The 22,211-nt window shown below is 62.1% G+C and carries 22 protein-coding genes; 11 read left to right on the top strand and 11 right to left on the bottom strand.

Annotation, left to right across the window (positions count from 1 at the left end; genetic code table 11):
- Positions 1-13: 13 nt before the first annotated feature.
- The 7 genes from ACQ4WZ_RS14355 to ACQ4WZ_RS14385 form a co-directional block, all read right to left on the bottom strand.
- A complete protein-coding gene (locus ACQ4WZ_RS14355; protein WP_101480385.1) occupies positions 14-370 on the bottom strand; it encodes a hypothetical protein in 357 nt (118 codons plus the stop codon).
- A gap of 186 nt (positions 371-556) precedes the next feature.
- Positions 557-1,123, bottom strand: a complete 567-nt coding sequence (locus tag ACQ4WZ_RS14360; protein ID WP_101480384.1) for a glycine zipper domain-containing protein — start codon at positions 1,121-1,123, stop codon at positions 557-559.
- Positions 1,124-1,221: 98 nt separating this feature from the next.
- Entirely contained in the window at positions 1,222-1,965 is a 744-nt protein-coding gene (locus ACQ4WZ_RS14365; protein ID WP_436573730.1) for an amino acid ABC transporter ATP-binding protein, read from the bottom strand.
- Entirely contained in the window at positions 1,962-2,654 is a 693-nt protein-coding gene (locus ACQ4WZ_RS14370) for an amino acid ABC transporter permease (RefSeq protein WP_436573731.1), read from the bottom strand. The genes ACQ4WZ_RS14365 and ACQ4WZ_RS14370 overlap by 4 nt, the downstream gene beginning before the upstream one ends.
- Positions 2,654-3,331, bottom strand: coding sequence for an amino acid ABC transporter permease (locus ACQ4WZ_RS14375; RefSeq protein ID WP_101480381.1), 678 nt, complete (start codon positions 3,329-3,331; stop codon positions 2,654-2,656). Before ACQ4WZ_RS14375 ends, ACQ4WZ_RS14370 begins: the two co-directional genes overlap by 1 nt.
- Before the next feature lie 20 nt (positions 3,332-3,351).
- Positions 3,352-4,182: a transporter substrate-binding domain-containing protein gene (locus ACQ4WZ_RS14380; RefSeq protein ID WP_101480380.1), complete on the bottom strand. Its 831-nt coding sequence runs from the start codon at positions 4,180-4,182 to the stop codon at positions 3,352-3,354.
- A 95-nt stretch (positions 4,183-4,277) separates the two neighbouring features.
- Positions 4,278-6,392: a serine hydrolase domain-containing protein gene (locus ACQ4WZ_RS14385; protein WP_436573732.1), complete on the bottom strand. Its 2,115-nt coding sequence runs from the start codon at positions 6,390-6,392 to the stop codon at positions 4,278-4,280.
- A gap of 164 nt (positions 6,393-6,556) precedes the next feature.
- Between ACQ4WZ_RS14385 and ACQ4WZ_RS14390 the strand changes: the two genes are divergently transcribed.
- A complete protein-coding gene (locus ACQ4WZ_RS14390) occupies positions 6,557-8,251 on the top strand; it encodes a histidine kinase (RefSeq protein ID WP_436573733.1) in 1,695 nt (564 codons plus the stop codon).
- A complete protein-coding gene (locus ACQ4WZ_RS14395; protein ID WP_436573734.1) occupies positions 8,239-8,928 on the top strand; it encodes a LytR/AlgR family response regulator transcription factor in 690 nt (229 codons plus the stop codon). The genes ACQ4WZ_RS14390 and ACQ4WZ_RS14395 overlap by 13 nt, the downstream gene beginning before the upstream one ends.
- 12 nt (positions 8,929-8,940) lie before the next feature.
- Here the strand turns inward: ACQ4WZ_RS14395 and ACQ4WZ_RS14400 are convergent, their stop codons facing one another.
- Positions 8,941-9,813, bottom strand: coding sequence for a M90 family metallopeptidase (locus ACQ4WZ_RS14400; protein ID WP_436573735.1), 873 nt, complete (start codon positions 9,811-9,813; stop codon positions 8,941-8,943).
- 274 nt (positions 9,814-10,087) lie between these two features.
- Positions 10,088-10,588 (bottom strand): winged helix-turn-helix domain-containing protein, encoded by a 501-nt coding sequence (locus ACQ4WZ_RS14405; protein WP_010396453.1) that lies wholly within the window; start codon positions 10,586-10,588, stop codon positions 10,088-10,090.
- 447 nt (positions 10,589-11,035) lie between these two features.
- Between ACQ4WZ_RS14405 and ACQ4WZ_RS14410 the strand changes: the two genes are divergently transcribed.
- The 9 genes from ACQ4WZ_RS14410 (at position 11,036) to ACQ4WZ_RS14450 (ending at position 19,235) form a co-directional block, all read left to right on the top strand.
- Positions 11,036-11,272 (top strand): hypothetical protein, encoded by a 237-nt coding sequence (locus ACQ4WZ_RS14410; protein WP_436573736.1) that lies wholly within the window; start codon positions 11,036-11,038, stop codon positions 11,270-11,272.
- Between the two features lie 406 nt (positions 11,273-11,678).
- Positions 11,679-12,680 (top strand): ABC transporter substrate-binding protein, encoded by a 1,002-nt coding sequence (locus ACQ4WZ_RS14415; protein ID WP_436573737.1) that lies wholly within the window; start codon positions 11,679-11,681, stop codon positions 12,678-12,680.
- 42 nt (positions 12,681-12,722) lie between these two features.
- Positions 12,723-13,532, top strand: coding sequence for an ABC transporter permease (locus tag ACQ4WZ_RS14420; protein WP_373917182.1), 810 nt, complete (start codon positions 12,723-12,725; stop codon positions 13,530-13,532).
- A gap of 11 nt (positions 13,533-13,543) precedes the next feature.
- Positions 13,544-14,335 (top strand): ABC transporter ATP-binding protein, encoded by a 792-nt coding sequence (locus ACQ4WZ_RS14425; RefSeq protein WP_034786306.1) that lies wholly within the window; start codon positions 13,544-13,546, stop codon positions 14,333-14,335.
- A gap of 234 nt (positions 14,336-14,569) precedes the next feature.
- The gene (locus ACQ4WZ_RS14430) at positions 14,570-16,456 is read left to right on the top strand and encodes a sensor histidine kinase (RefSeq protein ID WP_436573738.1); all 1,887 of its coding nucleotides are present in this window, start codon (positions 14,570-14,572) and stop codon (positions 16,454-16,456) included.
- Positions 16,456-17,802 (top strand): sigma-54-dependent transcriptional regulator, encoded by a 1,347-nt coding sequence (locus ACQ4WZ_RS14435; protein WP_436573739.1) that lies wholly within the window; start codon positions 16,456-16,458, stop codon positions 17,800-17,802. The genes ACQ4WZ_RS14430 and ACQ4WZ_RS14435 overlap by 1 nt, the downstream gene beginning before the upstream one ends.
- A 105-nt stretch (positions 17,803-17,907) precedes the next feature.
- Positions 17,908-18,198 carry a hypothetical protein gene (locus ACQ4WZ_RS14440; RefSeq protein WP_133992770.1) on the top strand — a complete coding sequence of 97 codons (291 nt, stop codon included), beginning with the start codon at positions 17,908-17,910 and terminating at the stop codon, positions 18,196-18,198.
- A gap of 69 nt (positions 18,199-18,267) precedes the next feature.
- On the top strand, positions 18,268-18,948 hold the full coding sequence (locus tag ACQ4WZ_RS14445) for a hypothetical protein (RefSeq protein WP_436573740.1): 681 nt from the start codon (positions 18,268-18,270) through the stop codon (positions 18,946-18,948).
- Positions 18,949-19,004: 56 nt separating this feature from the next.
- Complete coding sequence (locus ACQ4WZ_RS14450) at positions 19,005-19,235, top strand: hypothetical protein (protein WP_436573741.1); 231 nt, start codon at positions 19,005-19,007, stop codon at positions 19,233-19,235.
- Positions 19,236-19,256: 21 nt separating this feature from the next.
- Here ACQ4WZ_RS14450 and ACQ4WZ_RS14455 read toward each other — a convergent pair whose 3' ends face one another.
- A complete protein-coding gene (locus ACQ4WZ_RS14455) occupies positions 19,257-19,823 on the bottom strand; it encodes a hypothetical protein (protein ID WP_436573742.1) in 567 nt (188 codons plus the stop codon).
- 284 nt (positions 19,824-20,107) lie between these two features.
- Entirely contained in the window at positions 20,108-22,192 is a 2,085-nt protein-coding gene (pbpC, locus tag ACQ4WZ_RS14460) for a penicillin-binding protein 1C (RefSeq protein WP_436573896.1), read from the bottom strand.
- Positions 22,193-22,211 lie beyond the last annotated feature (19 nt).

The raw sequence follows: 22,211 nt of genomic DNA on the forward strand, positions 1-22,211 counted from the left end.
AGAGACGGCAGGGCTAACCGCCCTGCCAGGGCTGGCTGCGGATCTTCGCCACCTGGCGCTGCGTCAGCCACTGCCACAGCTGCAGAGCGGCGTCCTGCGGCAGGGCTGACATATGGCGCGGACTGGCCAGGGCGATTTCGCAATCGCGGTCCGACCATTCCTCGAAAGTAACTTCGCCTCCGCTAGCGACCTCGACCTGATACATCAAGCCGTCGTCGTAGCCAAAGCGTAACAAGACAGCGGCCGGACTACCGTCCGGCGTGACGCCGCCGCGGTAGACTTCGGCCAGCGCATCGGCCAGCTGTGCCGGCGAGGGCGCGCAGATGTCGCGCCCATCGGCCCGTGTCAGAATGAACCATGCCTGTGTCATGACGCGACCTCCTATTCATACTCGTTAGCATGCGAGGCAAGTACTACAGGCAGTCACCTTGGTCCAGTGTCACTACGGGCGCGCGGAAACTATCCCTGTCGGCATTGATTACCAATACTAACAAGGATCATACCTAAAATTCGTACGGCGCGGCATTTAAGCATATTGCACGGCTGGTGCGCAGGCTCACGCCACCAGCACGGGAATGCTGAGCGGATCAAAGTCGTACCAGTCGCCATTGGCAATCGTGCCTTCCGCTTCCTCGATATGCTCGGCGCCCAGCCGGTGCATCACCTCGAGCGCCCGTTCGCGCTCGTCGAGGCCGCCCAGTGCCACGGCAATCAGCATGCCCGGATGGCGTGGCTGGCGGCGGTTTTCGCCGTTCTTGTCGCCATGCTTCTCGGATTCGCCCGCCTCCTTCATTTTATTGAAACTGTAGAGCGAGCCCACGTGGGCGCCCACCAGCGCTCCCACCACCGGGCCCAGCGGCCCCGTCGCCAGGGTGGCGGCCGCGCCGATGCCCGCGCCCACGGCGGCCCCGACGGCCACGCCTTCGACCACGCCCTCCGGCGTCTCTTTGGCCCCAGGCGACACGTCGCGGTCGCCGCCAAACGCGTGCAAGTCGTGCTGGCCCGGCTGGTTGACGAAGAAGGCGCTGATGCGGCTATCGGGAAAGCCCGCCTGGTTCAGGGCGGCGCGCGCGGCGTCTATCTGCTCCTGCAACTGAAAATGACCTGCAATGATGCGTGACATGATACGGCCCTCCTGGTCGGCTGCGGGCGCACCATGCGCCACTCTTCTAGAGTGCGCTCACCGACCGCGAAATACCGTTCGCTTGCGCACACAGCCGATCATGCGGACACGCTGAACGGGCTGCGGATATCGGACAGGAACTGTTGGGCGCGCGCATGTTGCGGCCGCGCAAAGAACTCTTCGGGCGTGGCCCGCTCCAGCACTTGCCCGTGATCCATGAACCAGATGCGGTCCGCCACCTCGCGCGCGAAACCCATCTCGTGCGTGACGCATACCATCGTCATGCCGCCCTGCGCCAGGTCGCGCATCACTTGCAGCACCTCGCCCACCATTTCCGGGTCCAGCGCGCTGGTCGGTTCGTCGAACAGCATCAGCGGCGGCTGCATGGCCAGCGCGCGGGCGATGGCCACCCGCTGCTGCTGCCCGCCCGACAGGGCAGCCGGCATGGCGTGCGCCTTGTGCGCCAGCCCCACCCGTTCCAGCAGGGCCAGCGCCCGCTCTTGCGCTTCGCGCCGGCTGAGGCCGCGCAAGCGCTGCGGCGCCAGCGCGCAATTGTCCAGCACCGATAAATGGGGAAACAGGTTGAATTGCTGAAACACAAAACCGATGTGCGAACGCAGGGCATTCACGTCCAGCCCTGGAGCGTAAATGTCCTGGCCCGCCACCGTGATGCGGCCCGAGGCGATCGCCTCCAGGCGGTTGATGGTGCGGATCAGGGTCGACTTGCCGGAACCGGACGGGCCGCACACGACCAGTACTTCGCCCTTGGCGACGTGTTCATTGATGCCGCTCAAGGCGTGATAGTCGCCATAGTATTTATTGACGTTGTCAAAGCTAATCATGCAGCCGCTTTCAGGAGTCGCGCCTGGCGCCGCTCGAGCCAGAAGGCGGCGCGCGACAGGCTGAAACACAAAACAAAATACGTCATGCCGAGCAGGAAATACACTTGCACGGGTTTCGTCAGCACCAGGCCATTGACTTGCGAGGCGATGAACGACACTTCGGCCAGGCCGATGATGGTACCGAGCGACGTTTCCTTGATCGTCGAGACGAACTGGTTCACCAAGGACGGCAGCATGTGGCGCAGCGCCTGCGGCAACACCACCGAGCGCATGCTGTCCCAGTAGTTCAAGCCCAGCGAACGGGCCGCCTCCACCTGCCCCTTGGGCACGGCTTGCACGCCGGCGCGCACGATCTCGGCCAGGTAAATACCGTCGAAGATGACGAGGGCCGCCAGCATGGTGCCGAACTGCCCGCTTTCGTGGCCGGTGATGCTGGGCAGGAAGAAATATGCCCAGAAGATCACCAGCAGCAAGGGGATGCCCCGCACCACGTGGATCAGCGCGGCGACAGGCCAGCGCAACAATTGCCAGGGACTCAGGCGCGCCAGCCCCAGCAGCAGGCCGAAGGGCAAGCTGAGCACCAGCGCCAGGCTGGCCAGCAGCACCGTCAGCGCCAAACCGCCCAGCGGCCCCTCGGGATAGCGTCCCACGAGAAAATACAGCCAGTAGTCCTGCAACAGTTCCAGCATCAGGACACCTTCCTTTGCAGCAAGGCTGCCAGGCCGGCGATCACCAGAGAGACGAGCAGGTAAGCCACGCTGGCGAAGACGAACGCCTCGACGCTGCGGAACGAGGCCGCTTCCACGCGCTGCGTCTGGTACATCAGCTCGGCCACGCCGATGACGGTGGCAATGCTGGTGTTTTGCCACAGGTTCAGGGTTTGCGACAGCAGCGGTGGCGCGGCCAGGCGCAGCGCCTGCGGCACGATGCACAGGCGCATGGTGGCGAGAAAACTGAAACCCAGCGCCCGGCCCGCCTCGAATTGCTGGACAGGAATGGCGCGGATACCGCTGCGGATGTCTTCCGCCATGTAGGCGGCCGTGTATAAAGTCAGGGCAGTGACGGCGCTGACGGCTTCGATATTGCCGGCATACAAGCGCTCCTTCCACGTGTCGGGCAGCAGTTCTGGTGCGCCGAAGTACCAGAACAGGAAGTGCGCCAGCAAGGGCACGTTGCGGATCAGCTCGACATACGCGGCGCCCAGGGCATTGAGCAGGCGCGACGGGGCGAGGCGCAGCATGGCGACACCGCACGCCAGCGGCAGGGCCAGCAGCAAGGTGATGCCCATCAGGTGCAATGACAGCAGCAAGCCGGAAACCAGCCAGTCGCGGTAGTCGCCGGACAGCAAAAAGTTCAGATCAAACATGCGGAAGAGTCAGGCGAGGTTCAGGCGTCGATCTTGTCCGATTCGATCTTGAATGTGCGTTTTTGAAATTTCACATTGCTGGTCGGGCCATACCATTTGAAAAACAGTTTTTCTGCCTCGCCCGATTTTTCCAGCCCGCGCAGCACCTGGTCGACGGCTGTTTTCACGCCCGTCTCGCCCTTGCGGATGCCGAAGGCAAACACTTCCTGACTGATGTTTTGCGGCAGCACAAGATAATCCTTTTGCGCGGCGCCCAGCTTGGCGTAATTATTCAGCAGCGAGACTTCATCGTCGACATAGCCGACGCCCTTGCCTTGCTGCAAGCCCAGATAGGCCTGGCCCGCCGTCTCGAACGTCACCACGTCCACGCCGGGCACGGCCTTGCGGATATTCGGTTCCTGCGTGCCGCCCTTGACGGTCAGCACTTTCTTGCCGGCCAGGCCAGCGACCGTCGTGATATTGCTGCTTTTTTTGACCAGCACGCGCTGGCCCGTGTAAAACGTGGAGAGGGAAAAGTCGATCAAGGCTTCACGTTCCTTGTTGTGCGTCAGGGACGCTGTCAGGATATCGATGCGACCCTGCTGCAATTCGGGGATGCGGGCAGCCACGGCCAGCTGCTTGATCACCGGTTTGACGCCGAGGCCCTGGGCGATGGCGCGGCACAGGTCCACTTCATAGCCGACCAGCTGGCGCGACTTGGCGTCGATGAAACTGTTCGGCTCGTCCGTTCCCAGGGTGCCGCAGACCAGCTCGCCCTTCGCCTTGATGGCGGCCAGCTGGTCCGCTTGCGCCACTTGCGTGAAGGCGATGGAGGTGAAAAGAAGCGCGGCGAAGTGAAGACGGGTCTGCATGGAATTCCTCTGGTGGATAACGAATGCCGCCATTAGACCGCGGCGCGCTTATTTCCAAAAAGGAATCTTTTCACCCATGTTTATGCAGAATTCATCTAAGGCGCCAGCGCCTTCGTCTCGCCACCGAGGCGAATGATTGCCGCCCTGGCGCCCACAGCGCCCGGATAGCGGGGATCGAGCTGCAGCGCCTGGCGATACGCTGCTACCGCCTGCGGGCGCAAGCCTTGCTCGACATAAAACTCGGCCAGGCTGTCCTGCAGATTCGCATCGCGCGGATGCAGGCTGGCGGCCGCCTGCAGCACGGCCATGCCTTGTGCCACGGCGCCGCTGCCTTTCAAGCGGTAAGCTTCCAGGTTCAGCGCCGCCGGACTGGCCGCACCCAGCGGATCGCGGGCCAGCGCCAGGCGCAGGGCGGCAAGGGCCGGTTCCCGCTTGCCGGCGCCCAGCAAGGTCAAGCCCTGCAGCGCATGTGCGCGATCGCTGAGCGGATACAGCTCCACTGCCAGGCGGCTGGCCGCCAGCGCCGATTCCGCCTCGCCGCGCCCGGCCGACGCTTGCGCCAGTTCTTGCAGCTCGGGCACGAAATCGGGATAGGCTCGCTGGCCGTGGAAGGCCGCACGCAGCTGCCTGTCGATTGCGGCGATGGAGGCGGAGGCGGGTGCAGGTGCGGCCGGCCAGGCGATGGCGGACGTGCTGTCCCAACTGGCGGCCAGGGCCACCATGGCTTGCTCGAAGGCGGGGTCAAAACGGGGCAAGGTGCCGGCCGCTTTGCTTCGTGACAACAGGACATAGTCGCGCGCAAACGCCAGCGCGCCACCGCGCGAGTAGGTGTCCAGGTCAATGCCCGACTGGCGCAGCGCCTCGGCCATGCTGGCGCCGGCCGCCAGGAAGACTCTTCCGCCGGCGGGATGGCGGGCCGCCTCGATGAAGGGGCGCGCCACCGTGGCGTCCGGCGCCAGCGCTTGCCCGTTGATTTGCGTAAAGGCTAGGCGCGTGGCGGCCGCATCGGCATAAGGTTCATGCGTGCGCTCGGCGTGCGCCCTGCCCTCCTCGAACAGGCCCTGCGCCACCTGGTAAGCGCGCTGCGCGCCCGCATCGGCGATATACGTTTTCAGCTGCCACGGCTCGCCCGTGACCACCTCGAACAGGCGCTGCACGAAGGCCTCGGGATTGACGCGTTCAAGATTGGCGGCGACGGCAATGGTGAGCTTGCGCGAGGGAAAACTGTACAGATAGGTGACGGTTTCCGGCTGCTGGCCGCTGTGGGCGATGGCGTAGCGCCCACCCGTGGGGAAGATTTCCCAGCCCATGCCATAGTTCGTCAAGCGGCCGGCGCGCGTGGCCATCGGCTGCACCATGGCGGCCACGCTGGCCGCCGACAGTATCTTGCCTGCATGGACACCCCTGCCGAACGCCAGCATGTCGGGCACGCTTGCGCGTGTGCCGCCGGCCGAAAAGCGGCTGCTGATGTCGACGAATTCGGAATTCTTCAACTCCTTGCCGGCCAGCCGGTAGCCGCGCACGCGATGGGCGATCACGGCGTCCGGGTCATCCAGCACGGTGGCATCCATGCCCAGCGGCCCCCACACATGGCGCCGCATGTAGCCGCCATAGCTTTCGCCCGAGGCGCCCTCGATGACGGCGCCCAGCAAGTTGTAGCCATAGCTGGTGTAGCGGAAGCGCGTGCCCGGTTCGGCGATCAGGTCGAACTGCTCGAAGACGGCGATGGACTGGCGCGTATCCTTGTGCTCCTTGAAATGCTGTTCCACCTGGCTATTGCGGTAGGCATCGATGCCGCCCAGGTGGCCCAGCAGCTGGCGCACCGTCACGGGGAACGGTTTGACGGGGAAGTACGGCACATAGGTTTGCACGGGCGCATCCAGGTCGACCTTGCCCTGTTCGACCAGTTGCAGAATGGCTACCGCCGTCATGGGCTTGGTGACGGACGCCAGCCGGTAGCTGGAGCGGGCCGTGGCCGGCACGCGGTTTTCCAGGTCGGCATAGCCGTAACCCTTCACCCATTCCACGTCGCCCTGGCTGAAACCGACGGTCACGCCCGGCAAGCGCTGCGTGGCCATGCGCTGGGCCGCCCAGCCGTCGAAGTCCGCCAGGCGCGCGGCCAGAGCGGGGGCAGGTTCGGAAGCGGCCTGCGCCACGCCGCACAATAGCGCCAGTGCGCCGGCGAAACCGTAATGTTTGCTGCTTTGCATAGTCAATCATTCCTGGTGAGGGCCGCGTCCACCACGCGGCGCTGATGCATGGTAAGTGTCTTTTACACATTTTTGGCGGGCGGTGCACGAAATGCACTTGCCCCGCACGAACGGCACCGAAGTTGATGAAAATGTTGCAAAGGGGTCGCAAATGAGCAGCTACAATGCCCGCCATGCCCTCTTACTTCCACTACCTGCTGCGGTACTGCCTCGCTTGCTGCCTGGCCTTGCCCACCTTTGCCTGCGCCATGCAGCCGCTATGGCTGGACGAAGGCTGGCGCACTTGCGGCAACACACCATCTGCGCCAGCCGCCTCACTGCAGCAGCTGGTCCGGCCGGGCCAGCTGCTGTGCGTCGAGCGCGACGTCACCCTGGCCGCCACGCCATCGTCGACGCAGCTGCTGGTACTGTCCGCGCTGACTTCCAGCGAGCTGTGGCTGGATGGCGTATTGATCGGCAGCAATGGCCAACCGGCCCGTCAGGCCAGCGGGGAACGTGCGGGTGACATCGATTTCGCCATCCACCTGACGCCACAGCAGCTGACCGCCGGCAAGCACCACCTGCGCCTGCTGTTATCGACGCAGCAGGTGCCGGCGCACCTGGCGTCGCCATTTTATGCGCTGTACCTGGTCGACCGGCAAGACTACCGCGCGGGGCTGGCCTGGTACCGGCTGCCGCCGCTGCTGCTGGCCGGGGCGCTGGGCGCCGTCGCCCTGCTCTTCCTGGCCTTGACGGTGCTGTACCAGCGGCAACGGCACTGGTCCATGTTTTCCGCGCTGTGCCTGGTGGCGGCGCTGCTGCTGGTGGTGGAGATCTGGCGCAGCTTGACCGGCTATGCCTATCCGTGGCACTTGCCGCGCCTGTATGCCGTCAGCGCCCTGACCTGGCTGTTTTCCGCCTTGCTGCCCCTGTATTTTTATACGGCCTGGCGCCTGCCCCGCTGGCCCCTGGCGGCGGCAGTGCTGCTGGCATGCATCGCGCTGGCCGGCGCGCTGCCCGCGCATTTCGACGCGCGCTGCTGGCTGATGTTTCTGACGGGCCTGGCAGCGAGCCTGGCGCTCAACCTGCTTGCCCTGTGGCGCCGCCTGCCGGGCAGCCGCGGCGGCGCGCTGATCGCGCTGGCCTCGTGCGCCCTGTTCCTGTTGACGGGCAGCCAGTTTGCCGAAGGCGGCTTCGCCCTCGTCGTGTGCTTTTTGCTGCTGCCCCTGTGCGCACAATTGCTGGCACAGCTATTGCACGAACGTAGCAAGGCGGCGCGCGCCCAGCAACTGGAAAACCAGCTCTTGCGCAAAAGCATGCAACCGCATTTCCTGATGAATTCCCTCAGCCTGATCAGCGAACTCAATGCGCAATCGCCGCAGGCGGCCGAAACCTTCATCGAGGCGCTGGGCGCCGAGTTGCGCATGCTCAACGAGTTTGCCCAGCAGCCCAGCATTGCCCTGACGCAGGAATTGGCCCTGTGCGAGAATTACCTGAGCATCATGGGCACGCGGCTGCAGCAGCCGTGCCGTTTGCAGTTCGATGGCGAGGCGGCGGGCATCACCGTGCCGCCCGCCATGCTGCTGACGGCGCTGGAAAATGCGTTCAGCCACAACCGCTACCGCCAGGGTGCCCTGTTTGTCCTGCACATTGCCAGGCTTGCGCAGACGCAAGTACTTACCCTGATCTTGCCCGAAGGCGAGGCGCGCCCGCATGCGGGCAGCGGCGTGGGTGAACAGTACATCCGCGCCAGCCTGCATGCCGTCTTCGGCGATGCCGCAAGCTATGCCAGCGAATTTGCCAGCGGATATGCCAGCAAACAACAGCCAGCAGGCTGGCGCCTCACCTTCACCTTGCCGGTGACACCATGCATGTCTTGATACTGGAAGATGAACCGCTGATCGCGCAAGGCCTGGAACGCGAGGTGCGCGCGCATTTCGGCGCACGCCTGGCGGCGCTGGCGCTACATGACAATGTGGAACAGGCGCTGGCCGCCTTGCGGCAGCATGACTATGACTTGTTGCTGCTGGACTTGCACCTGCACGGCGCGGACGGCTACGACTTGCTGCGCCAGGTCCAAAAAGCCCCGTTCCAGACCATCATCGTCTCGGCCCACGCGGAACGCTCTATCACCGCGTTCGATTTCGGCGTACTCGACTTCGTCGCCAAGCCTTTCAGCCGCGAGCGCCTGCACAAGGCGCTGCAACGTTATACCGGGCGGCACACGGAAGCGGCCTCGCTGGCCGTCAAGAAACGGGGCGCGCTGGAATGGATCGCCATGGCAGACATCGACCACGTGCAAGCCGATGGCCACTACAGCAATATCGTGCTGCGCAGCGGCGAGCACTGCTTTCACGACTTGCCTATCGACAAGCTCATGGCCTTGCTGCCGCCCCACTTCCTGCGCGTGCACCGCTCCTACATCGTCAACAGCCTGGGTTTCAAGCGGCTGCAGATCGCCGCGGGCGGAAAATACGCGCTCGACACGCAGACCAGCACGGGCATCCCCGTGTCGCGCAGCAGCTATCCGGCGCTGAAACAGCGGCTGCTGGGCTGAAATGCAGGCCGGCTACCAATGCTGGGCAAAGTTGGGAAATGGCGAAGCCATGTGCTCGGCTTCCACGGGCGGCGCCATCCAGTCGCGCGGGTCGACCTTGTAGTATTGCAAAAATTGCGCATACAGCTCTGCATGGTGCTCGGCCATCTGGTAGGGCTTTTCAAAAAAGGTTTCCGTGGCCACGGCAAAGAATTCGGCGGGATTGGTGGCGCCGTAATGGTCCATCACGCTTTGCTGCTGAACCATGGCGTCGTGGCGCAGATTGTCGAAGTCGCGCGACAGCACCGTGGCCCAGCTGCGGTAGCTGGACACGCTGGGCAGGTAAGGCGCGCCATTCGCGGCGCCCGATTCACTGTCGAGCTGGTGGGCGAATTCATGCAGCACCACATTGTGGCCATCAGTCCAGTCGGCGGCCCCGCGCTGCACGTGGTCCCAGGCCAGCACCACGCGGCCATCGCCCCAGGATTCGCCCAATAAACCATTCGCCGATGGCGTCACCACGCCGCCCGGCCCCACTTCATTGCGCGTGACAATGAATTCCGTGGGATACACAAGAATGGTATCGAGTTCAGGATACACCTGCGTCTGACGATTCAGCAGCAGCAGGCAGGCCTGGCCGGCGATGGTGTAGCGCATCTCATCGGTGATCTCCAGGCCGCTGCAGCCGACGAATTTCTTCTGGTACAGGAATTGCACGACGAGACGGCGCAATTGTTCCTGCAGCGGCGCCGGCATGTGCGCATACACGGGAATATTCTTTTCCAGCACGGCCAGGCCTTCGGGCGGCAAGGGCCTGGCCAGGGCACGCCTCAAACGCCAGCGGGGGAACCACAGCGAAAAGACGATGGCGGCCGTGACGAGGACGATCCATAGCAGCGGATTCATGCGACGGCCCGCTTCAGGACAAGGAGGGAAATGAGACCAAGGAAAACGGCGTAGGCAGACAAGGACAAGCTCCTTCGAATGAACCCGCATCGGGACGGGCGGGCAGTCCAGCCCACATGGGGTTGATTAACTTCTTTTCAATCCGCCAAGATCAAAGGGCCTGGTCCAACGCCAAAAGCCGGGGCTTAACCCGGCTTTCAACATGCTTCCGATAATGCACACGACAAGCATCAGGCCCGCCAGCCGCCGCGCGGCCAGTCAGGCGCAATATTGTTTACTCTGCAGCCTTCTGCTGAGGCGCACCAAACAGGGCGGCAACCAATGGATCGCGCGTCACGGGACCGCGGTTGACGCGGATGGCGTAATGTGTGTCATCGGCCAGGATGTGGAAGTGGCGGCCGCTGCCAGCCATGCTTTGCTCGCGCAGGCCGGGACGATCCTTGCGCGGTGGCGCGCCTTCGCGTTTTGGCTGGACGATAGCGGCCAGGAAAGCACGCACGCGCTCTGGATCTGGCGTCAGCTGGTACACTGCCTTGCCCAGATAAGTGGCGGTGCCTTCGATGTAGCGGGCCAGTTCGATCACGCCCGCTTCGCGCAGGTCGCGGATGTATTTGCGGGCACCCGATGGCGAAAACTTGAGGAACCAGGCGATTTCATCGGCCAGCATCTCGTGCAGCGACAGTTCGCCGATCAGTTTTTGCATGTTTTCGATGCGGCGCAGGGTGGCCGACGTCGAACGCACGCGCTCTATCGGTGCCATGGAAATGGGATTCATGCGCTCCGGGGGGATGGGTGCTGCGCGTTCTACCATTTGCGAGCCTTTTTCGGGGCTACGAAGTTCCTGGTGCGCTGCCTTTAATTCGCTCTTCACGTGAGACTGAGTCATTGCATGCATTTGAATACTCCTTTTAAACGATTGCCGGTAGCCCGGATTGTTAAGTTCTTGGCAATTTTTATACCAGAACACCACGAATCCTGAGCGTCTGGGCACAGAATGCCACCCTGCTCTTCCTTGGTCTGTGCGTTAACGAACATTAGAAGCAAGAAAGTGAAAAATATTTCCCTACTGAATTATTTCCATACAGCATCTAAACACGGTGACATTTCTGCGTTCATGGTGAAGTAGCGAACAGATGCGTCGACAATCTTGCAATAAATTTAAGCTTCGCGCGCGGCGCCGCCGCCCGCATCGCGAACCTTCGACTCTTGCAAAGGAAACATCATGAAAATACCTGCCCTGTTGGCCGCCGCCTTGCTCGTCACCCTGTCCGCCTGTAAAAAACCGGCAGAAGCGCCGCTACCCGAAACGGCGCCTAACCCCACCTCCGCCCCACAAGTGATGCCTGCTCCCGTGCCCCCGGCCATGCCGGAGACGGGTCCCGGCCACGTGACACCGCCCGCGCCGCTGACCGATCCGGCCACCGCGCCAGCACTGCCGCCCGCCACCACGCCAAAATAAGTCAGACGAGGACCGCCAGACGGCGATCCCGCAGGCGCCCGCGCGGCGCCGCCCCTACTCCTCGGGGGAGTTACGCGTTGCCAGCCTGTTTGCAACGCGTTTTTTTACGATTGGAGTCGGTCACGCCATGAAGGTTCCACGGCAGGCGCAGCACCGGCCAGCATGAAATCCACCCGCCAAGAATGCGGCATTCCGCACGAGCTTTACCCTCGCCGTGCGGAAAGACGGAATATCCATATTTCCCACTTTCAACAAAATCAAATTAAACCTTTATAAACAATCACTTGCAATAAACGCCAAAATGCGCTCCACTGGCACGGAAGATGCTTTTATATTTTCATAACCGCCACCAGAGCGGCAGCCTGACCCACTATATAAAAACCATCTACTTTTTGGAGACAACAGCATGGCAATCACCTTCCGCATCTCGTCCTTACTGAACACCAAGGCACTGGCCGTGGCCGTCGCACTGGCCGCACAATTCCCGCTGGCCGTCCACGCGGCCGACCTGGTACGCCTGGGCAACCTGAAATTTGCCCATTACGGCGCCGTCGCCTACATGAAGGAAATCGCGCCCAAATACGACCTGAAGATCGAAGAACGCATCTTCGCCAAGGGCCTCGACATCGTGCCAGCCATGATCGCCGGCGAAATCGACGTGTCCGCCAGCGCGCTGGAAGCGGCCATCACGGGCCGCGCCACGGGCTTGCCCGTGTACCTGGTGGGCGGCTTCGCCAAGGGCGGCGTGCAAATCGTCGGGCGTCCCGACCTGAACATCAAGGGCATTGCCGATCTGAAAGGCAAGAAAGTCGGCGTCACGCGCGGCGGCCCACAGGAAATCCTGCTGTTTGCCGAACTCACCAAGGCCAAGCTGACCTGGTCCGACAAGCCGGGCAAGGACGTGCAAATCCTGTACATGGGCTACCCGGACCTGAACCAGGCGCTGCTGACCAAGGATATCGACGTCATGAGCCAGTCCGAGCCGTACTCGACCCAGGCAATCCACAAGAAATACGGTGCGGCCATCATCAAGCCGTATGACACGCCGTTGGGCGAGCCCGTGCGCGCCCTCGTGATGACGGAAAAGATGTACAAGGAAAAGCCGGCCGTGGCCCAGCGCTTCATGGATTGCTTCGTCGCCGCCACCCGCGCCTTCCTGGCCGACCCGAAACTGGCGGAAAAATACGTGCGCGAATCGATGTTCAAGAACCAGATCACGTCCGAGGATTACCGCGATGCCATCGACAACGCCATCTTCACGGAAGACATCACGCAAAGCCACGTGCAGCTGACCACCGACTACATGGTGAAATTTGGCGTGGGCCGCATGGCCAAGGCGCCTGCCGCCCAGGATTGGGTCAAGCTGGACTTGCTGGAAAAAGCCAAGAAGTCCTACGTAGCACGCTAAACACGACCACGCTAATCTGAAAGTGTCACGATGAATATTCAAATGATGAAACGCTTCGCGCACGGTGCCATCGTGCCCGTGGTCGTGTTGCTGTTCTGGCAAGCACTGTCCACGTTTGGCTGGATCAATCCGCAAATCCTGCCCTCGCCCGTGGCCGTACTGGTGAAGTGGTATGAATACCTGATTCCCATGCAAGCGTACACGCCGGAAGCGGGCAACTACCTGGTGTGGATGTTCTCCGGCGAACTGCCGCACGACGCGTGGGCCAGCCTCTCGCGCGTGCTGGGCGGCTTCGCCATCGGCGCCGGCCTGGCCTTGCCGCTGGGCTTGCTGATGGGCACCAACAAGACCATCTATAAACTGTTCGACCCGCTGGTGCAGGTGCTGCGCCCGATTCCGCCCATCGCCTACATCCCGCTGGCGATTTTGTGGTTCGGCCTGGGCAATCCGCCCGCCTTCTTCCTGATCAGCATCGGTTCCTTCTTCCCCGTGCTGATGAATACCATCGCCGGCGTGCGCCAGGTCGACGGCATCTATATCCGCGCCGCGCGCAACCTGGGCGCCAGCCAGATGACGATGTTCCGCCGCGTCATCCTGCCAGCGGCCACGCCGTATATTTTGGCCGGCGCGCGCATCGGCATGGGCACGGCCTTTATCGTCGTGATCGTGGCGGAAATGATCGCCGTCAACAGCGGCCTGGGCTTCCGCATCCTGGAAGCGCGCGAGTATTTCTGGTCTGACAAAATTATCGCCGGCATGTTTACCATCGGCCTGTTCGGCCTGGCCATCGATATGGCCATGAATGCCCTGAATAATCATTTGCTGCAGTGGCACCGCGGCCTGGAACACTGAGAGGAACGGCCATGACCACGATCAATATCAATGCAGTCAATAAAATCTTCACCACGGGCGGCGCCGACGTCATCGCCCTCAAGGACATCAACCTGGAAATTGCCAGCGGCGAGTTCATCTGCCTGCTGGGGCCATCGGGCTGCGGCAAGTCGACCCTGCTCAATGCCATCGCCGGCTTCTCGCAGCCGACTTCCGGCCAGATCCTGGCCGGCGGCAAGCTGATCACCGAGCCCGGTCCCGACCGCGGCATGGTGTTCCAGGAATACGCGCTATTCCCATGGATGACCATCGAGAGCAATATCGCCTTCGGCCTGGAAATCGCCGGCAAGACGCCGGCCGAAATCAAGGAACGTGTCGACATGCTGCTGAGCATGCTGGGTTTGACGGAATTCCGTGCCCGCTACCCGAAAGACTTGTCCGGCGGCATGCGCCAGCGCGTGGCCATTGCCCGCGTGCTGGCCCTCGATTCGCCCATCATGCTGATGGATGAACCGTTTGGCGCACTGGACGCCTTGACGCGGCGCAACCTGCAAGATGAATTGCTGAAAATCTGGAAAGTCTTCGGCACCACCATCGTCTTCGTCACGCACTCGATCGAGGAATCGATCTACCTGGCCGACCGCACCATCGTCATGACCTACCGTCCCGGCACCATCAAGCGCGACGTGGCCATCGACCTGCCTCGCCCGCGCGACCCGAGCGACCCGGAGTTCAATCGCCTCAAGCGCATGCTGGGCGAGATGGTGATGGAAGAGCAGCAAAGGCACCATAATGCAGAAACGATGGCCAGTACCGCTGATTAGTGGTGTCTGACCAAACCTACTGCGCGTCGGTATAGGCGGCCTGCGATGCTCACCGTACTAGAGTACGGTGAGCATCGCAGGCCACCTCTTCCTTCCGCTCGCTACGGTTTTGTCAGACACTGCAAATTTGCATGTCAGTCGTAAATCAGGATTCACCCTCTCGGGTGAATCCCGCCGTACACTACCATTCCTTCTTTGCGGCGCACGCAAGATCAACCCGACACACGGAGCACCATGGCATTCGGCAAATGGCCCCTGAGACCCGCGCTCGCCCCCCTGCTGGCCGTGGGTTCACTGGTCATGCTGACATGGGCGTCGTATGCCTGGGTCAAGCAGCGCCAGCTCGATGAATTGCACCGCACGCTCGACTCGCGCGCGGAACTGTATGCCGCGTCCATCGGCGGCGCCCTCAACAAATACGAATTCCTGCCCCTGGCCGTAGCCCAGAGCGATGCCGTGGCGCAGCTGCTGGAGCAACCCAGCGCCGACAAAGTCACGCAGATCAACGCCTACCTGGTCGACATGAACCGCCGCGCGGGCGCCTTTGCCGTCTACGTGCTCGACGACAAGGGCACGACCCTGGCGTCAAGCAACTGGCAAGACCGCAGTTCCTACGTGGGCGTCAACTACGGCTTCCGTCCCTATTTCAAGAACGCCATTGCGGGCGGCATCGGCCGCTTCTACGGCATCGGCTTCTCCACCTTCGAGGCTGGCTATTTCATTTCCCAGCCCGTGTTGCGCGACGGGCGCATCATCGGCATCGTCGCCGCCAAGGTCAACCTGGACTGGATCGAGCAATCGTGGCGCACGCCCGGTGCGGGCGAACAGATCTGGGTCAAGGATGCGAATGGCGTGATCATCCTGGCCACCACGCAAGCCTTCAAGTTCAAGACCCTGGCGCCCCTGTCGCCAGCCGCCAAGAACGACATCAGCGAACAACGCCAGTTCCTGCAGGAAAACTTGCCCATTTTGCCGCACAAGGTGCTGCGCCAGTTCGCCGACGGCGCCAGCGTCATGACGCTGGAGCGCCAGCAGTCGGGCGACACGCCGGCCCTGTCCGGCAGCGCCGACTACCTGGCCGTGAACCGCTCGCTGGGTCCGCTGCAGTGGCAAATCACCGTGCTGGCCGAACTCGACCAGGTCAACGAGGCGGCGCGCAACGCGGCCATGGCCGCCGCGCTGGGCTGGGCCTTGCTGCTGCTGGCCCAGATGTATGCGCGCCAGCGCCGGCGCCGCATCGCCGACAAGCTCAATGCGCAACAAACCCTGGCGCGCGCTTATGAACAGCTGGAAATCAAGGTCGAGCAGCGCACGGCCGACCTGGTGCACGCGAATGGCCGCCTGCAGGCGGAAGTAGCCGAACGCGAGCGGGCCGAACAGACCCTGCGCTATGCCCAGGCAGAACTGGTGCAAAGCGGCAAGCTGGCTGCCATCGGGCAGATGGCGGCCGGCGTCACGCACGAACTGAACCAGCCGTTGGCCGCCCTGCAAACCTTTTCCGACAATGCCAAAGTCTTTTTGGCACGGGGTCGCATCGACGATGCGCTGGACAATCTGTCCACCATTTCCGACCTCGTCAAGCGCCTCGGCTATGTCACCTCGCAACTGAAGGGCTTTGCGCGGCGCAGCGACGATGCGCGCAAACCGGTCAGCGTGCGCCAGGCGTTTGCGCAAACCATGCTGCAAATCCGCACGCGCAAGCATTCGCAACGCCTGACCCTGCATGAAAGCTGGCTTGAGGACGACATCATCGTGCTGTGCAACGCCATCGGGCTGGAGCAGGTGTTTACCAACCTGATCACCAACGCCATGGATGCCGTGCCGGAAAGCGAGCCCGTGCATATATGGTTCCAGGTGCGCCGCGAAGGCGACCTCGCCGTGCTGCATATCACCGATAATGGCCCCGGCATCCCGCTGGCCTCGCTCGACAAGATCTTCGACCCTTTTTATACCACCAAGGAACACGGGCTGGGCTTGGGATTGTCGATCAGTGCAGGCATACTGCGCGCGGCCGGCAGCGCACTGGCCGTGCGCAACCGCAGCGCGCAGGAAGGGGGCGGCGCACAATTTACCATCACCCTGAGCTGCGACCCGGGGGAGAGAGACGAAGGACACATCTGATGCACGAGAATAATTTTGAAGGCATGCAAGTGCTGCTGGTGGAAGACGATGCCGTCGTGCGCAAGGGCGCCCGGCAATCGCTGGAACTGGCAGGGCTGCAAGTGACGGCCGTCGCCACGGCCGAAGAAGCGCTGCCTTACCTGGTGCCCGAATTTGCGGGCATTTTATTGAGCGATATCAAACTGCCCGGCATGGATGGCTTGAAACTGCTCGATATCGCCGTGGCGCAGGATGCCAGCCTGCCCGTCATCCTCGTCACCGGTCATGGCGACGTATCGATGGCTGTGGGCGCCATGCGCCGTGGCGCCTACGATTTCATCGAAAAGCCGTTTTCCGCCGACTTGCTGGTGGAAGTGTGCCGGCGCGCGCTCGATAAACGCCATCTGGTGCTGGAAAACATGAACTTGCGCCGCCAGCTCGAGCAGCGGGTGGGCATCAAGGCGCGCATCGTGGGGCGCAGCGCGGCCATGGCCAAGGTGCGCCAGCTGGTGCTGAACCTGGCGCCGAAGTCGGCCGACATCATCATCCTGGGCGAAACGGGCACCGGCAAGGAACTGATTGCCCGCTGCCTGCACGACTTCAGCGAGCGGCGCGACCACCCTTTCGTGGCGATCAACTGCGGCGCGCTGCCCGAATCGATTTTTGAATCGGAACTGTTCGGCCACGAGGAAGGTGCCTTTACGGGCGCGCAACGCCAGCGCATCGGCAAGATCGAGTACGCCAACGGCGGCACCTTGTTCCTGGACGAAATCGAAAGCATGCCGCTGGCCCTGCAAGTAAAACTGCTGCGCGTGCTGCAGGAACGGCAAGTCGAACGCCTGGGATCGAACAAGCTCATTTCCGTCAATTTCCGCGTGATTGCGGCCGCCAAGGAAGACTTGAGTGTGCTGGCGGAACAGGGCAAGTTCCGCCCCGACCTGTATTACCGCCTGAACGTGGCCAGCCTGACCCTGCCGGCGCTGCGCAACCGGCGCGAGGATATCCCCCTGCTGTTCGAGTTTTTCGTGCTGCAGGCGGCGCTGCGCTATGGCCAGCCGGCCGCCCTCGTCAGCGGCGAACTGATCGCGTCCCTGATGGCGCAGCGCTGGGCCGGCAACGTGCGCGAGCTGCACAATGTGGCCGACCGCTTCGTGCTGGGCTTGCTCGACGACACCCTCAGCCCGGCCGGCTGCCGCGAAGCGTCGCTGGCCGAGCAAGTCGACACCTTCGAGATTTCCATCATCGAAGAAGCCTTGCGCCGCCACAATGGCAACGTCATCGAGGCGGCGGCCGCACTGAATATCCCAAAGAAAACCCTGTACGACAAGCTCAAGCGCTTTGATATCTCGACGGAGCAATTCCGATAATCATTGGCAACTAACCGACACAAGCATGAGGCGCCGTCCTACCCGTGCGGGCGGACTCCTGTGTGACAATGCCAGCTCGAATCAATACTTGCACAGGACACTGCCATGAAAACCGCCGCTCTCTTGCTGGCCGCCACCCTGATGACCGTCGGCGGCGCCTGGGTACAAGCCCAGTCGACGACAAATGTCAACCAGACGGGCAACCACACCAACAATCCGAATGATCCGGGCCAGAAATCGGATCAGTCCGACAAACTGGACAACAAAGGCAAGCTGGTGCACGACGGCAAGCCAGCCAAGGCGCGCACGGACAAGCGCACGCGGCGTAACAAGCCGACGGCCACGCCAGCGTCCACACCCGCTATGCCCAGCATCCCCATCTCCCCTACGAAATAGTATCAGCGCTGCGCCACGTTGCTTCCAGGCACGCTATCATCGCGACTTTACAAGATAGCTAGGATGGCAATGAAAGCAGCATGGCAAACGATGATGGCGGCAGGCGTGCTGGCCGCCGCCGGTGTACAGGCGGCCCCCACGGTGGGCGAGTGCATGGAACTGACCACGGGTATCAAGTTCAGCAAGAACAATGGCGACGCCCAAGTCAACGTCGAGGAACTGTTCGAGGGCAAAAAACTCAAGGGCACGCAGCTAATCCTCGACGGCGGCGTCCTGCTGGCCACGTCTTATCAGGACATCCGCGACGGCCAGGTATTCCTGACGGGCACGGTCCATTACAATGAAGACGGCAGCGTGCGCAGCAAGAACGTTTACGCGCCGCAGTCGGCCATCCCCGCCAATATGCGCCCCGGCCAGGAAGTGCGCGTACAGTTCACGGACACGCAAACAAGCACCCACTACCCGCTGGCGGGCCTGTCCGACAAAATCACCACCTCCACGCGCACGGATAAACGCGATTTCTCCATCACCTTCCTGGGCTGGGAACGCCTGGAACTGGGCGGGCGCCGCTTCCCCGACGCCTGCAAGTTCGAACTGCGTGACGTCGGTGGCAAAAGCAAAGGCAAAAGCGGCGAATACGTGTGGTACGCGCAAGGCTACGGCGTGATCATGACGGACAAGCTGGACAAGGATGGCGATGTGCAGCCGGCTTACCGTATCGCATTGACGAAAATCATCAGCGCGCCGTAATTTTTGACAACTTTTACGTTAGAATCGGGGACACATACTTCTCTTATCAGGAAATCATGTCGCCGATCGAACGCAAATGGTGGTTTGCCATGCCAGTCATGTTTCTCGCCATGGGCGCGACGCTGTGGCTGCTAGATTGCGCGCAAGTACCACGCACGTTTTCTTTGGCCTGGATCACTATTTTCAGCCTGTGCTGCGTGCCGCTGCAGCGTAGCCTTTCTTTTCTGCTCTGGATATTGCTGCTATGGCTGGCGCCTGGCCTGGCAGTCAAAAAACTGGCCCAGTGATAGGGCCGTCCCCCGCCGCAGCTAGAGATCATGGCGATCAAACAACCATACGCCATCCCTTTTCACAAATACAAAAGTATCGCGATGAACTCCGGTGTCGGGCGGCATGCCGCGAAAATCCACGGTCAAGAAAATAGTCTGGGGATCGTGCACCACCCAATTCCATATTTTTTTCGATATGTAATAATTTAGGTGATCTATTTTCGGAGGAAATCGCATCTGCTTGATCCCGTCACTGGAAGCAAGCGCGGAAAATGATGATGGGGTTGCTCGAACCTGGCTATAAACCTGGAAAAAGTCCATCACAGGATTAATAGCATCTTTCACCACAGCCAAATCTTCGGCAGTCTTGATTGCAGAAAGATCCACCCTGTTTTTTATCTTCCGATCAGGTGGCTCTTTCATAAAGCTAAAATCCAATGCTCTGACATTGACAGTTTTTTCCTCAGTAGCTACTACTCTCTCTGTAGCATGCCCTGGTGGCAGCATTATTCCAAACCCCAAAAAAATAACAAGAAAATAGAAGTTCCGCATCTTAATTACCGCAAAATATTTCTGAAATTTATTTTCAACATAAAAATAGGGCAAGGTTGTTCCACAACCTCTCTTGCCATACACCAGCCGCTAGCGATCTTGCAGCAGAAGACAGCGAGAATATACTCCCCCTATTGGAATGTATCTATTTTTTCCCGCTTTTTTTGGAGCTTTTCATCTACACATTTTTGCCGATATTTCCACTTTGACATTCCACACACTATTCCAACAGAGACAGCATCCATGACAGGAACAGCAGCACACTTTTCTGATCAATGAGTCAACGGGCATGATTCAAACAGCAGGACAGGCGAATGGCAGCCGCAATACCGTCAGACCTAATGCCTCTGCGCCAGCGCATTCCCCCGCACCTGGAACGCCACCTGCGCCACCGTTTTGCCAAGGTCGTCGACGAGGGCCAGTGCGTGCTTGCCCGGCACGGGGCGCCAGCTGATGCTATCAAGAGCGGCGCCCATATCCTTGCCGTCGAGCACCCAGCGCAAGGCATGGCTGCCCTGCGCCTGGAAGAACACGCGCTGCAGGGCGGGCGGGATGTCGGGGTCGATGGCAAGGATGCTGTCCTCGGCCGGATACACGATGGCGGCTGGCTTCACGGTGTCGCCCAGCACGGCGATGACGGGGCTTTCCGTACCAGCGATGAACCATTCGCGGCGCGGCGCTTCCAGCGCGGGCTGGTAAGCGACCATCTGCTGCAGCACGCCGGGCGGCGCTTTTGGTGCATGGCTGGGGACGTTCTTGTGCAGGTAGTCCATGACGTCGCGCCACACGGGCGCGGCGCCCGTCACGCCCGAGACGTCCCACATGGGCTTGCCGTCGAAGTTGCCCACCCACACGCCCACCGTGTAGCGTTCCGAGTAGCCCATGCACCAGTTGTCGCGCATGTCCTTGCTGGTGCCCGTCTTGACGGCGCTCCAGAAATTCGTCCCCAGCTCGTTGCGCAAGCCAAAGGTCATGCTGCGCGCGGCGCGGTCTGCCAGGATATCGCCGACGATGAAGGCGGCGCCCGGCTCCATCACGCGGCGCCTATCCTTGCCCGCCTGCCCCGGCTGCAGGCTGGCAGTGCTGTACAGCCCGCCATTCGCCAGCGCGCGGTAGGCATTGGCCAGTTCCAGCAGGGTCACTTCCGACGAGCCCAGCGCCAGCGAAGGGCCGTAATATTCGGCCGGTTCCGTCAGACTGGACAGGCCCACTTCCTTGAGGCGATTGTAGAAGCCGTCCTGCCCCGTCAGCAGCACCGTGCGCACGGCGGGAATGTTGAGCGAACTGGCCAGGCTGGTGCGCGCGCTGACATAACCCTTGAAGTTGCGGTCGTAGTTTTGCGGCGCATACATGCCCGATGCCGTGGCGACGTCCAGCGGCGAATCGTCCATGACGGAGGCGGCCGTCATCAGCCGGCGCTCGATGGCCAGTTCATACAGGAATGGTTTCAAAGTGGAACCGGCCTGGCGCAGGGCCGTCACGCCATCGACATGGCTGCCGCCCGCATTGCCCACATAAGCAAGGACTTCTCCGCTGCGGTTGTCGAGCACGATGATGGCGCCATCGTTGACATTGCGCTCGCGCAAGGACGCCAGCTGCTGGCGCAGATTTTCCTGCGCAAAGCGCTGCAAGGGGCCATCGAGGGTGCTACGCACGGAGGCGCCCGATTGCTTGAGCAGCTGCTGCGCCACCTGCGGCGCCGGTGCGAGGTCGGCGTACAGGGCCGTGCGCTGCAAGGCCGTCTGCACGCGCTGGCCGATCAGCTGGCAGCTGCTGTCCATGCGCCATTCCTTCGCCAGCGCGCAGGCACGGCGCGTGACAGTGGCCGGCGGCGCATTCGGCGCCCGCACCAGGCTGGCCAGAATGATGCCATCCGTCTGGTTCAGGCCCGATGGCGCCTTGCCGAACAGGCTGTACGAGGCGGACGCGATGCCTTGCAGCTCGCCGCGGAACGAGACGAGATTCAGGTAAGCCTCGAAAATCTGGGCCTTGCTCCAGCTATCCTCGATGGCTTGCGCCGCGCGCATCTGGTCCCATTTCTGGCGCAGGCTGCGCCCGCCCGCTTGAGCCTGCAAGTCCGCGTCGAGCTGGCCCGCCAGCTGCATGGTGATGGTCGAGGCGCCCCGGGGCTTTTTTGAAAACAGATTGTCCCAGGCGGCCGTGGCCAGCGCGGACACATCCACGCCGCCATGGCGCATGAAGCGCTGGTCTTCCGCCAGCAGCACGGCCTGCTGCACGGCGGGGGAGATTTCGGCCAGCGGCACCCACGGCAAACGCCGCACCTTCATGTCAACGCGCAAGGATTGCAGCGGGGCGCCACTGCGGTCCAGCAGCTGCGCTTCCGAACTGCGGTAGGCGGCCTGCACCTGGGCCGGCGTCAGCACAGCTTGCGCAAATGCGGGGCCAGCCAGCACGCAACCCATGACAAAAATCAACCGCTTC

The organism is Janthinobacterium darwini (assembly GCF_051380905.1).
Classification (GTDB): domain Bacteria; phylum Pseudomonadota; class Gammaproteobacteria; order Burkholderiales; family Burkholderiaceae_D; genus Janthinobacterium.

What these genes read in the sequence shown, in the direction of transcription:
- ACQ4WZ_RS14390 (WP_436573733.1), top strand. Translation starts at nt 6,557, where the DNA reads ATGCCCGCCATGCCCTCTTACTTCCACTACCTGCTGCGGTACTGCCTC.
- ACQ4WZ_RS14395 (WP_436573734.1), top strand. Translation starts at nt 8,239, where the DNA reads ATGCATGTCTTGATACTGGAAGATGAACCGCTGATCGCGCAAGGCCTG.
- ACQ4WZ_RS14410 (WP_436573736.1), top strand. Translation starts at nt 11,036, where the DNA reads ATGAAAATACCTGCCCTGTTGGCCGCCGCCTTGCTCGTCACCCTGTCC.
- ACQ4WZ_RS14365 (WP_436573730.1), bottom strand. Translation starts at nt 1,965, where the DNA reads ATGATTAGCTTTGACAACGTCAATAAATACTATGGCGACTATCACGCC.
- ACQ4WZ_RS14450 (WP_436573741.1), top strand. Translation starts at nt 19,005, where the DNA reads ATGTCGCCGATCGAACGCAAATGGTGGTTTGCCATGCCAGTCATGTTT.
- ACQ4WZ_RS14420 (WP_373917182.1), top strand. Translation starts at nt 12,723, where the DNA reads ATGATGAAACGCTTCGCGCACGGTGCCATCGTGCCCGTGGTCGTGTTG.
- ACQ4WZ_RS14425 (WP_034786306.1), top strand. Translation starts at nt 13,544, where the DNA reads ATGACCACGATCAATATCAATGCAGTCAATAAAATCTTCACCACGGGC.
- ACQ4WZ_RS14380 (WP_101480380.1), bottom strand. Translation starts at nt 4,182, where the DNA reads ATGCAGACCCGTCTTCACTTCGCCGCGCTTCTTTTCACCTCCATCGCC.
- ACQ4WZ_RS14415 (WP_436573737.1), top strand. Translation starts at nt 11,679, where the DNA reads ATGGCAATCACCTTCCGCATCTCGTCCTTACTGAACACCAAGGCACTG.
- ACQ4WZ_RS14360 (WP_101480384.1), bottom strand. Translation starts at nt 1,123, where the DNA reads ATGTCACGCATCATTGCAGGTCATTTTCAGTTGCAGGAGCAGATAGAC.
- pbpC (WP_436573896.1), bottom strand. Translation starts at nt 22,192, where the DNA reads ATGGGTTGCGTGCTGGCTGGCCCCGCATTTGCGCAAGCTGTGCTGACG.
- ACQ4WZ_RS14355 (WP_101480385.1), bottom strand. Translation starts at nt 370, where the DNA reads ATGACACAGGCATGGTTCATTCTGACACGGGCCGATGGGCGCGACATC.
- ACQ4WZ_RS14435 (WP_436573739.1), top strand. Translation starts at nt 16,456, where the DNA reads ATGCACGAGAATAATTTTGAAGGCATGCAAGTGCTGCTGGTGGAAGAC.
- ACQ4WZ_RS14405 (WP_010396453.1), bottom strand. Translation starts at nt 10,588, where the DNA reads ATGAATCCCATTTCCATGGCACCGATAGAGCGCGTGCGTTCGACGTCG.
- ACQ4WZ_RS14370 (WP_436573731.1), bottom strand. Translation starts at nt 2,654, where the DNA reads ATGCTGGAACTGTTGCAGGACTACTGGCTGTATTTTCTCGTGGGACGC.
- ACQ4WZ_RS14430 (WP_436573738.1), top strand. Translation starts at nt 14,570, where the DNA reads ATGGCATTCGGCAAATGGCCCCTGAGACCCGCGCTCGCCCCCCTGCTG.
- ACQ4WZ_RS14400 (WP_436573735.1), bottom strand. Translation starts at nt 9,813, where the DNA reads ATGAATCCGCTGCTATGGATCGTCCTCGTCACGGCCGCCATCGTCTTT.
- ACQ4WZ_RS14445 (WP_436573740.1), top strand. Translation starts at nt 18,268, where the DNA reads ATGAAAGCAGCATGGCAAACGATGATGGCGGCAGGCGTGCTGGCCGCC.
- ACQ4WZ_RS14375 (WP_101480381.1), bottom strand. Translation starts at nt 3,331, where the DNA reads ATGTTTGATCTGAACTTTTTGCTGTCCGGCGACTACCGCGACTGGCTG.
- ACQ4WZ_RS14440 (WP_133992770.1), top strand. Translation starts at nt 17,908, where the DNA reads ATGAAAACCGCCGCTCTCTTGCTGGCCGCCACCCTGATGACCGTCGGC.
- ACQ4WZ_RS14385 (WP_436573732.1), bottom strand. Translation starts at nt 6,392, where the DNA reads ATGCAAAGCAGCAAACATTACGGTTTCGCCGGCGCACTGGCGCTATTG.